The organism is Mesorhizobium sp. B2-6-1 (assembly GCF_006440475.1).
Taxonomy (GTDB): domain Bacteria; phylum Pseudomonadota; class Alphaproteobacteria; order Rhizobiales; family Rhizobiaceae; genus Mesorhizobium.
In genome coordinates this window covers 15526-28898 of sequence record NZ_VFUH01000020.1, presented here as the reverse complement: position 1 = coordinate 28898, position 13373 = coordinate 15526, and the positions used below count along the sequence as shown (strand labels likewise).

13 protein-coding genes are annotated in these 13373 nt (G+C 61.1%); 8 read left to right on the top strand and 5 right to left on the bottom strand.

The features are described 5' to 3' along the window. Positions 1 to 128 precede the first annotated feature (128 nt). The 5 genes from FJ443_RS28380 to FJ443_RS28360 form a co-directional block, all read right to left on the bottom strand. A complete protein-coding gene (locus FJ443_RS28380) occupies positions 129 to 1328 on the bottom strand; it encodes a mandelate racemase/muconate lactonizing enzyme family protein (RefSeq protein ID WP_140496529.1) in 1200 nt (399 codons plus the stop codon). Between the two features lie 9 nt (positions 1329 to 1337). Continuing rightward, on the bottom strand, positions 1338 to 1664 hold the full coding sequence (locus tag FJ443_RS28375) for an NIPSNAP family protein (RefSeq protein WP_140496531.1): 327 nt from the start codon (positions 1662 to 1664) through the stop codon (positions 1338 to 1340). Positions 1665 to 1766: 102 nt separating this feature from the next. Further along, positions 1767 to 3128: a mandelate racemase/muconate lactonizing enzyme family protein gene (locus FJ443_RS28370; RefSeq protein ID WP_140564767.1), complete on the bottom strand. Its 1362-nt coding sequence runs from the start codon at positions 3126 to 3128 to the stop codon at positions 1767 to 1769. A gap of 64 nt (positions 3129 to 3192) precedes the next feature. Beyond that, positions 3193 to 4359, bottom strand: a complete 1167-nt coding sequence (locus FJ443_RS28365; RefSeq protein ID WP_140557673.1) for a mandelate racemase/muconate lactonizing enzyme family protein — start codon at positions 4357 to 4359, stop codon at positions 3193 to 3195. Between the two features lie 52 nt (positions 4360 to 4411). Next, positions 4412 to 5122 (bottom strand): GntR family transcriptional regulator, encoded by a 711-nt coding sequence (locus FJ443_RS28360; protein WP_140496537.1) that lies wholly within the window; start codon positions 5120 to 5122, stop codon positions 4412 to 4414. Positions 5123 to 5336: 214 nt separating this feature from the next. Between FJ443_RS28360 and FJ443_RS28355 the strand changes: the two genes are divergently transcribed. The 8 genes from FJ443_RS28355 (at position 5337) to FJ443_RS28320 (ending at position 13305) form a co-directional block, all read left to right on the top strand. Continuing rightward, complete coding sequence (locus tag FJ443_RS28355) at positions 5337 to 6815, top strand: sugar ABC transporter substrate-binding protein (protein WP_140524025.1); 1479 nt, start codon at positions 5337 to 5339, stop codon at positions 6813 to 6815. Between the two features lie 78 nt (positions 6816 to 6893). Further along, positions 6894 to 7853 carry a sugar ABC transporter permease gene (locus FJ443_RS28350; RefSeq protein WP_140666520.1) on the top strand — a complete coding sequence of 320 codons (960 nt, stop codon included), beginning with the start codon at positions 6894 to 6896 and terminating at the stop codon, positions 7851 to 7853. Continuing rightward, a complete protein-coding gene (locus FJ443_RS28345) occupies positions 7850 to 8740 on the top strand; it encodes a carbohydrate ABC transporter permease (RefSeq protein ID WP_140666518.1) in 891 nt (296 codons plus the stop codon). Before FJ443_RS28350 ends, FJ443_RS28345 begins: the two co-directional genes overlap by 4 nt. Before the next feature lie 10 nt (positions 8741 to 8750). After that, positions 8751 to 9848 carry an ABC transporter ATP-binding protein gene (locus tag FJ443_RS28340; RefSeq protein ID WP_140496545.1) on the top strand — a complete coding sequence of 366 codons (1098 nt, stop codon included), beginning with the start codon at positions 8751 to 8753 and terminating at the stop codon, positions 9846 to 9848. 31 nt (positions 9849 to 9879) lie between these two features. Further along, positions 9880 to 11043, top strand: coding sequence for a mandelate racemase/muconate lactonizing enzyme family protein (locus FJ443_RS28335; RefSeq protein WP_140666516.1), 1164 nt, complete (start codon positions 9880 to 9882; stop codon positions 11041 to 11043). Between the two features lie 24 nt (positions 11044 to 11067). Continuing rightward, positions 11068 to 11808, top strand: coding sequence for a ribonuclease activity regulator RraA (locus tag FJ443_RS28330; RefSeq protein ID WP_140496549.1), 741 nt, complete (start codon positions 11068 to 11070; stop codon positions 11806 to 11808). Positions 11809 to 12593: 785 nt separating this feature from the next. Further along, on the top strand, positions 12594 to 12890 hold the full coding sequence (locus FJ443_RS28325) for a hypothetical protein (protein WP_140666514.1): 297 nt from the start codon (positions 12594 to 12596) through the stop codon (positions 12888 to 12890). Positions 12891 to 12960: 70 nt separating this feature from the next. Next, the gene (locus FJ443_RS28320; RefSeq protein WP_140496551.1) at positions 12961 to 13305 is read left to right on the top strand and encodes a hypothetical protein; all 345 of its coding nucleotides are present in this window, start codon (positions 12961 to 12963) and stop codon (positions 13303 to 13305) included. Positions 13306 to 13373: the final 68 nt, after the last annotated feature.

Sequence of the window (13373 nt, the reverse complement as noted above, 5' to 3'; positions counted from 1 at the left end):
GACGGTCCAGTTCAGACCAACCAACTTTGACCCAAGCTGTGGATCACATCAACAGGCGTCTGACGACGGATACCGATGAGAATGTAGCGGCGCGGTCGGCGTGGTTCCGGTGACGAAAGAAGAGGGGTTCAATCAAAGAAGCCCGTATCCTCTTCCCTGAGATACTTCCTGGCTGCTTCGGCGTCGATATCGAGGCCCAGTCCCGGCGCTTCCAGCAGGTCCACCATGCTGTCCTTCACGATCTGCGACGGCAGGCCGATCACGAGATCCTCCCACCAGGGGTCAGAGGCGCTCGGATATTCGAAGGCGATGTAGTTGGCGGGCAAGGTGGCGCAAACATTGATCAGCGCGCCGAGGCCCAGTAGGCCATTCGCGGTGCCGTGCGGCGCCATCAGGATCGAGTGCATGTAGGCATGCTCGGCGACCCATTTGAGTTCGGCAATACCGCCGATATCGGCAGGATCGGGGCCGATGACGCGCACGGCCTGCGTCTCGATCAGCTCCTTGAAATTGTGCCGCAAGTAGATCTGCTCGCCGGTATGGATCGGCGTCGAGGTGGAGGTTGTCAGCTCCCGATAGGCCTGCGGATTGACCCACGGCACATAGTCGCCGGTCAGCATGTCCTCGAGCCACATCAAATTGTACTTCTCCACCGCGCGAGCGAACTTGATCGCATCGGGCAGCATCCAGCCCGGGCCGCAGTCGAGCGCCAGGCTGACCTTGTCGCCCAGCACTTCCTTCATGGCGATCACGCAGTCGAGCATGTGGTTGAAACCGCGCTCGCTGATCACGCCCTGATCCATGGCACCGTGATAGCCGGCCTTCTTCTGCGTCACGCCATAATGGAAGTCCTCGATGCTGTCCTTCATGTTCGAGTGGAACGAGATTCCTTGCTTGACCATGAAGAAGTTCTGCGGCTGCTCCATCATCCATTTGACGTCGGCCGCATAATCCTCCGGCCGGTCGCCCGCGCGTTTCCGGCGGATCGAGCCGTTATAGACGCGCACCTTGTCGCGCACCTTGCCGCCGAGCAGTTTGTAGGCCGGCACGCCAGCGGCCTTGCCGGCAATGTCCCACAGCGCATGCTCGATCGCGGAGACGGCGGCGCCATAGGGCTTGAACGAACCTCGCTGGCGGATCTTCAGCATCACCCGCTCGACGTCGGTCGGATCCTCGCCGATCAGCGCCTCGCGGAAATGCAGCACAAAGGGCTTGAGATAGGTCTTTGTGAACTCGACCTCGCCAAGGCCATGGAGGCCCTCGTCAGTGACGACGCGAACGATGGGATGCCGCCCGATGACGGCGCAGCGCAGGTCGGTGATCTTCATGGCACAGTCCTATTTCACAGACGAGAAAGCTGTCGGTGTGAGCAGCTGGCTGGCGATATTGGCAACGATCTGCCCGTCACGCTCAGACTCGTCCCGGGCCCTGTGCCATGCCGGATCGGTGACGAAAGCCGCCCATTTCGCCTCACGCTCGGCCAGCGATTCCCAGGCGAGGAAATAGGTAAGGCGATTGCTGTTTTCGCCGATCGCCGTGGTGAAAAACCCGGCTTGGCGGATGCCATGCCTCTCCCAGATGGCCAGCGTCTGGTCGGAAAAGCGCTTGAGCAAAGCCGGCAGCCTGCCCGGCAGGCAGTCATAGATACGCAGTTCGTAGATCATGGTTTCGTCCGTTTCTTTCTTCGCCTCTCCCCTCGGAGAGGTCGACACGAATGGCCGGTCGTTGGCCCTGTGAGCTGGAGGAATGAGGGCTGGGGGTCTGGGCTAACTCCAGGTCCGGTCCCAGCTATATTCATTGTCCCAATGCTCGGTGGATTGCCAGATGCCGACCACACCCGGCTGCAGATGCTGCGAGATCACCTCGTCTACGACGTCGTCGATCCCCAGACCCGGCTTGTCCGGAACAGTGATGAACCCGTCCTGCACGAGCGGCTTGGGAAGGCCGGTGACGATATCGTCCCACCAGTCGACATCGGCGGAGTGATATTCGAGCGCCATGAAGTTCTCGGTCGCGGTGGCGACATGGGCCGCGGCCATCGCGGCGATTGGACTTTCGGCCATGTGGATGGCCATGGCGACGCCGTGATCCTGCGCCATGTCGCCGATCTTCTTGGTCTCCAGGATGCCCCCGCTGGTGAGCAGGTCCGGGTGGACAATGGAGAGGCCACCGCTCTTGAGCAGAGGCTCGAACCCCTCCTTGAGGTAAATGTCCTCGCCGGTGCAGATGGGCACCGTGGTGGCGTCCTGCAACTGCCGGTACTGCTCGGTGTATTGCCAGGGAATCACGTCCTCAAGCCAGGCCGGCACGTATTTTTCAATTCGCCTGGCGAGCCGAATGCCGTTCTGGAGTGAGATGTGGCCGACGTGGTCGATAGCGAGCGGGATCTCCATGCCGATGACCTCGCGAACTTCGGCAATGTACTGCTCGAGCAGGTCGAGGCCCTTGTCGGAAAAATGGAGGCCGGTAAACGGGTGGGCGACATTATGCAGGTCGTAGGCCGCGTTGCGGGCGCGCCGCTCATCAACGGTCTTGAGTGGGCCGCGGGCAGGATGAACGCGATAGCCTTCGAGTGAGCCGGCAGGAGACACGACCGCGCCGGGCACATCCGCGATCTGCATCAGCCCCAGATCCATCTTGAGGAAGGTGAAGCCGAGTTCCATGCGCTGCTTGAGGCGCTTGCCGGTCTCTGTGCCGCTCGGCACGGTTGCATCGGTATCGCAATAGAGGCGCACCTTCTCCCGAAACCGGCCGCCGAGCATCTGGTAGATCGGAACGCCATAGGCCTTGCCGGCGAGATCCCACAGCGCGATTTCGACCGCCGAGACGCCGCCGCCTTGCCGGCCGTGCCCGCCGAACTGCTTGATCCGGCGAAACAGGCGATCGATGTTGCAGGGATTCTCGCCAAGCAACCGGCTCTTCAGCATCAGCGCGTAGGTGGCGCTGGCCCCGTCGCGCACCTCGCCAAGCCCGACGATGCCCTGGTTGGTGTAGATCTTGAGCAGCGCCGTTGTGAACGGTGCGCCGACGATTTCAGCCACCCGCATGTCGGTGATGCGAAGATCGGACGGCTTGGAGTTCATGTTCACCCGATCAAGGGCTTCGTCGGCTCCACCGGTCTTGGGCATCACTTATCCTCGTTTTTGGTAGGCGGGCTTTTCGGCGGCATGCAGCCCCGACATGCGACATGCGTCAGCCCAGCTCAATCTCGTGGGCTTGCAGGTACTCGCGGTCCATCTCGATGCCGAGACCGGGCCTCGACGTCAGTTTGAGGCTGCCGTTCGAAACGTCGAGCGGTGTGTCGATGAGATGATCGTATTTACCCAGGTTCCACTCCGACGTCTCGAGCTTGTAGAAGTTAGGAACTGTCATCATCACCTGCGCGCCCGCCACCACGTTGATCGGCCCCGCGGCGTCATGCGGCGAGACCGGGACGTAGTAGGCTTCGCACAGGGCAGAGATCTTCTTGAGTTCGGTAATGCCGCCGGTCCAGGTGACGTCAGGCATAATGTAGTCAGCGAGCTTGTTTTCGAGCACCGGCACGAAGTCCCACTTGGTGTGGCCGCGCTCTCCCCACGAGATGGCGGCGCTGACCTTCTCACGCACCTGCTTGAGGGCATTGAGGCTCTCGGGCGGGCAAGGCTCCTCGAACCAGTCGATCTGGCCGGCTTCCTCGAGGCTTCGGCAGAGGCGAATGGCGGTTGGAACATCGAAACGGCCGTGCGCATCGATGAGAATGTCGACATCAGGGCCCGCCGTTTCGCGGATCAGAGCCGTGAGTTCGGCCGCTTCGCGCTCGTCCTTGCGAGTCATGCTGCCATCGAGGTAGCCGTCCCGCTGTTCGCGCGACACGCCATCGGCGCTACGTCCCTGATGCGGGAAAGGATCAAACTTGAGCGCGGTGTGTCCGGACTCGACGATGTCCCGAATTTCGCGGACCACCGCCTCCTTGCTGGTAAATTTGGACTGGTTGGGATGGGTGTAGAGCGCGATTTCATCGCGCACCGGCCCGCCCAGCAGCTCGTAGATCGGCTTGCCCAAAACTTTGCCCCGGATGTCCCAGAGAGCTATGTCGATGGCGCTCACGCATTCGACCGCGGCGCCGCGGCTGCCCATATAGGTGAAGCTGCGGAAAATCTTGTGCCAGAGGTGCTCGATCCGGGCCGGGTCCTCGCCGGTCACGGCGGCACCGATCTGCCGCAGGATCGTGCAGAGCGCGCGATTGGCGAGCCTGGTGGTGGTCGTGATCTCTCCCCAGCCGCTCACCCCCTCGTCGGTCGTCACTTCGACGAACAGGTACTCTCCCCAATAGGACGCATCGGACTTGATCAGCCACGGCCGAATGCTCGTAATTTTCATGTCAGCTACCTCTGTCTGATCGTCGGGCTAGCGATGTTCTGGAACGGGCATTCTATCCGGCCCGAGCGGCGTTGCGCGCACGCATATGTTCGAGGATGTGCCGGCCGGAGCCCTCGACATGGCGGGCAACGAGTTCGGCCGCCTTGTCGGCATCTCCCGCCTTTACGAACGCGATGAGTTCGCGGTGCTCGCGAATGATCGCGGCACGCCGGGCAAGCGTGAAATTGAAACGCCGGCTCACGGCTCGCAGCACTTCACGATGCTTCCACCAAAGCTCGGCGGCATGGCGGTTGTAATGCCGCTGGTACATCACGGTGTGGAAGGCGGTATCCAGCTCGCTGTGCCTGAACGTATCGGCGAAGTTGTTCTCTTCAATCAGGTCCTGGAGACGTTGGAGTTCGGCGATGTCCTCGCCGGTGGCCATATTCACAAACCATCGCGTCAGGGCCGGCTCGATCAGAACGCCGATCTCATAAATGTCGCGGACAAACTCTTGATCGATAGGCCGGACGCGCGCCCCGCGGTTGGGGAGAAAGGTGACAAAGCCTTCGCCGCGCAACAGCTGCAAGGCTTCGCGCACGGGGTTGGTCGAGGTGCCGTGGCGCCGGGCGAGATCAGTGACCACGAGCCGTTCGTTGGCGGCAAGCCGTCCCTCGATGATGTCTTCCCTGATCAGCTCATAAAGCGAGGCGCCCTCGCTGGACGCCCCTATGGGGTCAATCCCCACCGGTGGCTTGGCTTTGAAATCGTTTGGTTCGGCCAAGGCCGGCTCCCCTGGATTAATACACACCCTTTCCGATTAACACGCAAAGTTTCGATAAACAATGTACGATCTAACGCGTTGACAGGCAATTCATGATCTGAAAACGTACAAGGCTCCCGAACGGGTACACAGATACAAAGACGTCCTGCGATCAAACGAGCAAGACCGCTTTGCCTCGCCGCAAAGCGGCATGGGAGAACCAGGGAGGATACCTATGACGAGGATTATACTCGGCAGTGCGGTCCTGCGCGGCACTGTCGTCAGCGTTTTGGCGGCATCACTGATGTCCACATCGGCGCTGGGCGCACCGCCGGTCGACCTCAGCAAGTGGTCGCCGGAATATGTTCGCGCCATTGCGGGCACACAGGATTTCGACACGGCGGCCGATTGTGCCAAGGTCACCCCGCTGGACTACAAGGGGCGACTGACCTTCTGGTATCAGGGCGTGTTCGAGGGCGACCCCGACCTCCTGCGCCAATACTACAAGGAATTCTTCGAAACCTTCCGCAAGACCTATCCAAACATCCAGCTCGAGGAACAAGCCCTCACCTATAACGATCTTCTCGACAAGTTCCGCACCGCGCTCCTCGGCAATGCCGCGCCGATGGCGGTCCGCTTGCAAATCCTGGGTGGTACCGAATTCGCTTCAAAAGGCTATCTGCAGCCGCTGAAGCCCGAGGACGTGGGCTATTCGACCGAGGACTTCTGGCCCGGCGCCATGAAGGCCGTGACCTGGGACGGGGTGACCTACGGCATTCCAACCAACAACGAAACGATGGCGTTCATCTGGAACGCCGACATCTTCAAACGCGCCGGCCTCGATCCGGACAAGCCACCGGCAACCTGGGACGACGTCATCAAGTATTCCAAGCAGATCCACGACAAGCTCGGCATTGCCGGGTATGGCCTCGTGGCTCGCAAGAATGCCGGCAATACGCCGTATCGCTTCATGCCGCAGCTATGGGCCTATGGTGGCGGCGTCTTCGACGAAGCGGCGGCAAACCCGACCTATGAGCAGGTCGAGCTGGACAGCCCGCAGAGCAAGGCGGCGCTGCAGGCTTCCTACGACATGTATGTTCGCGACAAGTCGGTTCCGGTTTCGGCACTCACCAACCAGCAGGCCGATAACCAGCCCCTGTTCGTCGCCGGCCAACTCGGCATGATGATCTCGCACCCGTCCGACTACAATGTCATGCTCGACCTGCAGAAGAAGGCGACGGGCACCGACAAGGACAAGGCGCAGACCGTCATCGACAACATGCGCTACGGCCTGATCCCGGCCGGGCCCGACGGCAAGCGCGCGGTCGTGTTCGGCGGCTCGAACATCCACATCCTGAAGCCCGAATATGTCGAAGGCGGCAAGGTAGACGAGCCGGCGGCGAAGGCTATCATCTGCATGTGGACGAGCCCTGAATGGTCGCTGAAGATGGCCTATGCCGGATCGAATCCCGGCAACCTGAACGGCTTCAAGACCAAATGGATGAAGGAACGTCTGGACAACATCAAATTCCTCGATGTCACGACCTCGATGCTGCCATACGGCATCCCGTTCCCGGCGCTGCCGCAGGCCCCGGAGATCATGAACATCATCGTCCCGGACATGCTGCAGAATGCTCTGACCGGAGCGATGACCGTCGACCAGGCGGCGGACGACGCGGCCCAGAAGGTGAAAGACCTGATGGGCGGGCTCTAGCCTGCGCCTGACCCACGACCTGACCGGCTGCGCTGACAGCGCAGCCGGTTCGTTCCGAAGAAACAAGGGCATACCATCGTGACGATCGTGACCGGCAAGGCCGAGGCGCGCCGAAAATTGCAACCCGGCAGGTCCGGTGCGCTGCGGAATATCTGGGAGCATCGCGCCGACTACGCGTACGTGCTGCCCGCGATCGCCGTGATGCTCATCGTCATCGCCTATCCGATCTACTACACGATCGAGCTGTCGTTCTATAAAACGCCGCCCGGCCTGCAGCTCCGTGACAAGACCTTTATCGGCTTCGACAACTACACGGCCATCCTCACCAGCGAGGTGTTCTGGAAAGTCACCTGGAACACGCTGGTCTGGACATTCGGGTCCACCTTCATCTCCTTTGTCCTGGGGTTTGCCACTGCGCTGGCGCTCCACCGCGACTTTATCGGACGCGGTGTGCTGCGCGCTATCCTGATCATTCCCTGGGTCATCAGCGCGGTCGCCGCCTCCTATATCTGGAAGTGGATCTACCATTCGGATTTCGGCATCATCGGCGCAGTGCTGGTCGGCCTCGGATTGGCCGACCGACCGCCGAATTTCATCGACAATGTCAGCACGGTTCTCCCCTCCCTGATCGTCGTCAACATCTGGCGCGAGTTTCCGTTCGCTATGATCATGATGATGGCGGGCCTGCAGACAGTCCCCGAGCAATTGCTGCTCGCCGCGAAAGTTGACGGAGCCAATGCCTGGCAGCGCTTCTGGCACGTCACCTTCCCGCACCTTCGAAACGTCTCGGTGGTGACGATCCTGCTGCTGGCAGTGGCCAACTTCAATTCCTTCATCATCCCCTGGATCATGACCGGCGGCGGGCCGTCGAACGCGTCGCATATCTGGATCACCCATATTTACGAACTCGCCTTCGGCCGGCAGCGCTGGGGCGTGGCATCGGCCTATTCGGTGCTCCTGTTCATCATCCTGATGACGCTGGGCTACTTCTATGTCCGTGCGCTGAGCGGCAACGAGCGGAAGGAGGGCGGTGCATGAGCGCGATTGCCGAGACGGTCTCCCGAGGCCAGACCCGTCGCCGTATGCGCGTCGACGGGTGGCGGTGGGCCGGGCGCATCTTCCTCGTTTTCATGCTGCTTTATACGGCGTTGCCGATGATCTGGATGCTGATCACCTCGATCAAATCCGGGTTCGCGGCGACGCAATTCCCGCCGCAATGGTGGCCGGACGAGCCGACCCTCGCCAGCTATCAGAAATTGCTCGATCCGCAGAACAGCGTCGGCCAGGACTTCCTCCGCTTCTTCTGGAACAGCCTGTTCGTGTCGACCGTCACGACAATCCTTTCCGTAATCGTGGCTGTCCCCGCGGCCTACGCTTTTTCGCGCTTCAGTTTCCCCGAACGGAACTTCCTGTTCTTCGCCGTTTTGCTGCGCAACATGTTTCCGGCAGTGATCTTTCTCGTGCCGCTCTTCATCCTGATGCGCGCGATCGGCCTGGTGAACACGCACGGCTCGCTCATTCTCACCTATCTGACCTTCGGGCTGCCGCTGGCGATCTGGCTGCTCAAGGGCTTCTACGACAACATCCCGGTGCAACTCGAGCAGGCGGCGCGCATCGACGGCGCAACGCGGTTCCAGGCCTTCATCCTGATCGTGATGCCGCTCTCGACGCCTGGGATCATCGCCACCGCGATCTATTCCTTCATCGGCGCCTGGAACGAATACATCTACGCCTACACCTTCCTTTCCAAGAACGAGCAATTGACGCTGCCGGTCGGCATCCAGCGCTTCTTCTCGGAAAACACGACGGACTTTCCGGGCCTGATGGCGGCCAGCTTCATGATGAGCGTGCCCGTCGTGGTGCTGTTCCTCGTCCTGCAACGATACTTCGTACGCGCCCTTACAGAAGGCGCGGTCAAGCATTAGGGAGTTGCCAATGGCCCACGTGGTCCTCAAAGATCTCGTCAAGACCTATGGCGGCTTCAAAGCTGTCAACGATGTTTCGCTGACGGTCAATGACGGCGAGTTCGTTGCGCTGGTCGGCCCGTCAGGCTGCGGCAAGACAACCACGCTCAATCTCGTCGCGGGGCTGACCTCGATCACATCGGGCGACATCGTCATCGGAGACCGGGTGGTCAATGATCTCGACCCCAAGGACCGGGACATCGCAATGGTGTTCCAGAACTACGCGCTGTACCCGCAGAAATCGGTCTACAAGAACCTGGCGTTCCCGCTGCAGATGCGCAAACTCTCCAGGGACGAGATCGACAAGAAGGTCAGGGAAGCGGCGCGCGTTCTCGACATGACGCACCTGCTCGAGCGCAAACCGCGGGAACTTTCGGGCGGGCAGCAGCAGCGCGTCGCCCTTGGCCGTGCCCTCGTCCGCGACCCCGCTGTGTTCCTCATGGACGAGCCGCTCTCCAACCTCGACGCCAAACTGCGCGTGCAGATGCGATCCGAGATCAAGCGCTTCCACCAGGACCTCAAGGCAACGATCATCTACGTGACGCACGACCAGCTCGAAGCCGTGACCATGGCCGACAAGATGGCGGTGATGAATGGCGGCTATCTACAGCAATACGATTCACCGGCGCAGGTCTTTGCCCATCCAGTCAACATGTTCGTCGCCAGCTTTATCGGCAGCCCGGCGATGAGTCTCATTCCGCTGGAGGCTTCGACGGCAAACGGCAGCACCGCGCTGACCAGCGCGGAAGGCTGGACGCTTGAGCTGTCGCAACTCAACGCGCGCAAGGTCCAGGGAGCGACCACCAAGAAGGTCGTGCTCGGCGCGCGGCACTCGACGATCAAGCTGCACAAAAGCGCGGTCCCGGGCGCCATTCCGGCCAAGGCCTATACGGTGGAGCCGACCGGAGACGTCACCTTCGTGCAAGCATTCCTGTCGGGCGCCATCGTCAACATCAGCGTGTCGCCCAACGTCGCCGTCAAACCTGATGAGCGGATCTGGCTCGAGTTCGACCAGGAGCGGATGCATCTGTTCGACGGCGAAACTGAAATGGCCCTCAAGGCCGACTGAGACAGGGGATGCGCGTGGAACGCGGGCGTGTATGACTAAGAACCTGAAGATCACCGCGATCAAGCCCTACCCGGTATGGGTGGGAACGCGCAACCAGATGCTCGTCAAGGTCGAGACCGACCAGGGTATCTTCGGCTGGGGCGAAAGCGGCTTGAGCGGTCGCGAGAAAGCCGTAGCCGGCGCGGTCGAGCACTATCGCGAGTTTCTCATCGGCCGCGACCCGATGCATATCGGGCGTATCTGGCAGGAAGTTTATCGCAGCCAATACTTCGAAGGGGGTCGGGTCCTGCAGGCGGCGATTTCCGCCATGGACATCGCCCTTCATGACATCAAAGGCAAGGCGCTGGGGGTGCCGGTCTACGAGTTGCTTGGCGGCAAGCAGCGCGACCGCGTGCCCACCTTCGCCTCGACCGGAGACGAGGCCGAGGGCGATGTTGCGATCGAACGCGCCCGCGAACTGCGCGCGCAGGGCTGGCAGGCGATCCGCTTCTTCCCCATCGGACAAAGCAGCAAGGACGTCTTCGAGCCGCGTGAATCGATCGGCCCTACCGCGAGCATGCTGAACAAAGCGCGCGAGGCGCTGGGCGATGAGGTGGTGCTCGGCGTCGATTATCATCATCGGCTGTCGGTGGCCGAGGCGGCGAGCTTCTGCAGCAAGCTCGGCCGCGGCGTGCTTGATTTCCTCGAGGAGCCGATACGGGCTGAGACACCGGAGGCGTACGAGTCCCTTCGTACGATGACCGACATCCCCTTTGCCATCGGCGAGGAATTTGCCAGCAAGTGGCAGTTCCTGCCTTACATCGAGCGCGGCATCCACCAGTTCAACCGGCTCGATGTCTGCAATGTCGGCGGGCTCACCGAGGCGATGAAAGTCGCTGGCTGGAGCGAGGCGCACTATGTGGACCTGATGCCGCACAATCCCCTTGGCCCCGTGTGCACGGCCGCAACCGTGCATCTCGCCGCCGCGGTGCCCAACTTCGCGTGGCTCGAGACCAGGATCCCCGAAAGGAAGCTGGGTTTCGACAATTCCGACTTTTTCCCCGTACAGCCAAGGCTCGACGGGACCGATTATCCGGTCAGCGACCTGCCGGGGCTCGGCGTCGAGGTCAATGAAGCGGCGGTCCAGGCGCAGAGTTTCCGTTTCTGGGAAGCGCCACATCTCAAGCGCCGCGACGGCTCTGTCACCAACTGGTAATTCAATTTCAACCGGAGTCCGAAAATGACGCATACTCCCGATATCACGCGGCCGCCCAAGGACCTGATCGACGCGCTAAGGGAGATCGGCGCCGCCACGGTCGCGGGCACACTTGGCCACATGGGCTTTCGCAATCCGCACATGGTCGGCCCGGTGCCGCAGAACCATGGGAAGTCGATCGTCGGGCCGGCACTGACATTGCAGTTCATGCCGCAGAGACCGGACCTCTTCACCGAGGGAGAATATGCCGATCCGGAGACGCAACTTCACAGACATGTGCTCTACCATGCGCAGGAGGGCGACGTGGTCGTCGTCGACGCGCGCGGCGACATGAGCTCCGGTGTCTTCGGCGATATGATGTCGACCTATTTCAAGGGCAGAGGCGGTGCGGGCATCGTCATCGATGGGTGCATGCGGGACCGGCCCAATGTCGAAAAGCTCGACCTGCCTCTTTGGCTGCGCGGCTGGACGCCAAATTATCATGTGCAGACCAGCATCTATCCCAATGCGGTCAACGTTCCGATTGCCTGCGGCGGTGTGACGGTGATCCCCGGCGACATCATCGTCGCCGATGACGACGGGGTGGTGGTGCTTCCCGTCGCAATGGCCCCGAAGGTCATCGAAGAATCCCAGAAACATCACGATTGGGAGGAATTCTCACGAATGAAACTCATGGGGGGCGCGCCGTTGCAACGCTACTATCCACTGCACCCAAGCGCGAACGACGAGTACGAGGCTTGGCGGAAAGCCAACGCCAAACCTTGATAGACAGGATGAGCTGACAGTCGCCAGCGCGCGTCAGCCATTCCCCCTAATTTATCCTGGCGCCGCGCTGTGCGTCGAACAGGTGCGCCTTGCGCATCATCGTCTCCAGCCCGATCTCCTGATCAGGTTTGAATGGCGGCCGATCCCGGCTCTCCGCCCGCTCGTTGACCTAAGCTGGGTTTAATCCCTGGCCACTCCAGACCTGTCCCTGCCGAAAGCTGGCGGCTTTTGCATCGGGAGATACCTGACCGCGCTGGTGGCGACACATTACCGTAACGGAAGCGGTCCTATCATTCATTCGGTGATTTTGGGCGAGGGTCGGGGATCGTCGGCCGGGACCGTCAAAATTAGGGGACCTGATATGGCCACGCAGCTTTGTCACATAGAGACAGCATTCTCGGGAACGGGCTCGGCAATGGCTCCAAAGTTCGCGGAATCATGCGCTTGGGCGAATGCACGAGGCGTAACAATCTATCAGCGTTCAAAAACGGTATGGATCGCGGCCGGCGGCTATCGAGGCCGCGATTTGAAAGTAAAGGGACGGTCGCCTGCCACCGCGCTCGCACTATGGATTGAGGCTGTCCAGTACAGAGGTTCGACATGAGGCTGACCAACGAGGCGTCCAAGGCACGCAAGGAGATCAGCATCCACCGTATCGCCGCCCTGATACCAGCTTAGGATATCGCAGGCCGTCGCCGAAAATCGATCCCCGGCCGAGCTTTGTCCATGCGATCAGCCCGGCCGCTTTGGTCGAGCTGGTTCATCATGAGCCCGCGAGCGCCAGCATGACGCTCGCCCCAAGTGCGGAACGCACCTGGCTCAACATCAAGCGGACGCCCGGAGCTGAAAATTTTACGCGGCCGCGCCTGGCGCCGCGGCTCCGGTCGCGTAAAAATGCTTCTGTCGAAGCTCGAATCAACTCCGCCATCATGTTTTCTCCAGAAGAAACGCCCATATTAAAAACAGGTTGGCGGACCGTTGCCATTCGGGCAGATACCGCTGGAGTTGCGGCGGTGATCCGCACCCGCCAAAACGGTTGGCGCGCCCTGCCGGAACGGTTGGATATCGCGGTCAACACGTAGGGAGAAACACGCGATCGGGTTGCGCTCGGCATGTGTTGATGGTTTGTTGCCGGTCAGCGGAGAACGAGTGATGCGAGAATCCATCGGTCAAGACGAATACGGGTCGACCAGCCCCTTCGATCCGGATGACCTGCCGAATTTGAATGCGATCGGGCCGGCCATGGGTAGCGGCAACGACTTCGAGAGATACGCGGTCGCCGTCATAATCGTGTTCGGCGCCCTGATCATAGGCGGGCTGATGGCCGCGTCGATGACCTTCGGCCACCGCAACGGTTTCCTGTTCGCGCTCGGCGGCGCCACATCGGCCTGGATATCGGGAAACGCGCTTCTGCTCGACCGGCCGCGCATCTACGCACTGTTCGTCGGCATCGCGGCCCTGATGCTGATCGCATCCACCGTCACGCTGATTTCGTGACGGCTTGATCGTCAATTAGAGCGGTCGTTTCACGGAAACTCAGGTCGCCCTGTCTTTTCGTTTTCGGT

Excerpts from the sequence above, each read along its gene's own strand:
- FJ443_RS28380 (WP_140496529.1), bottom strand. The coding sequence starts at position 1,328 with ATGAAGATCACCGACCTGCGCTGCGCCGTCATCGGGCGGCATCCCATC.
- FJ443_RS28375 (WP_140496531.1), bottom strand. The coding sequence starts at position 1,664 with ATGATCTACGAACTGCGTATCTATGACTGCCTGCCGGGCAGGCTGCCG.
- FJ443_RS28345 (WP_140666518.1), top strand. The coding sequence starts at position 7,850 with ATGAGCGCGATTGCCGAGACGGTCTCCCGAGGCCAGACCCGTCGCCGT.
- FJ443_RS28325 (WP_140666514.1), top strand. The coding sequence starts at position 12,594 with ATGACGCTCGCCCCAAGTGCGGAACGCACCTGGCTCAACATCAAGCGG.
- FJ443_RS28370 (WP_140564767.1), bottom strand. The coding sequence starts at position 3,128 with ATGCCCAAGACCGGTGGAGCCGACGAAGCCCTTGATCGGGTGAACATG.
- FJ443_RS28340 (WP_140496545.1), top strand. The coding sequence starts at position 8,751 with ATGGCCCACGTGGTCCTCAAAGATCTCGTCAAGACCTATGGCGGCTTC.
- FJ443_RS28330 (WP_140496549.1), top strand. The coding sequence starts at position 11,068 with ATGACGCATACTCCCGATATCACGCGGCCGCCCAAGGACCTGATCGAC.
- FJ443_RS28335 (WP_140666516.1), top strand. The coding sequence starts at position 9,880 with ATGACTAAGAACCTGAAGATCACCGCGATCAAGCCCTACCCGGTATGG.
- FJ443_RS28355 (WP_140524025.1), top strand. The coding sequence starts at position 5,337 with ATGACGAGGATTATACTCGGCAGTGCGGTCCTGCGCGGCACTGTCGTC.
- FJ443_RS28320 (WP_140496551.1), top strand. The coding sequence starts at position 12,961 with ATGCGAGAATCCATCGGTCAAGACGAATACGGGTCGACCAGCCCCTTC.
- FJ443_RS28365 (WP_140557673.1), bottom strand. The coding sequence starts at position 4,359 with ATGAAAATTACGAGCATTCGGCCGTGGCTGATCAAGTCCGATGCGTCC.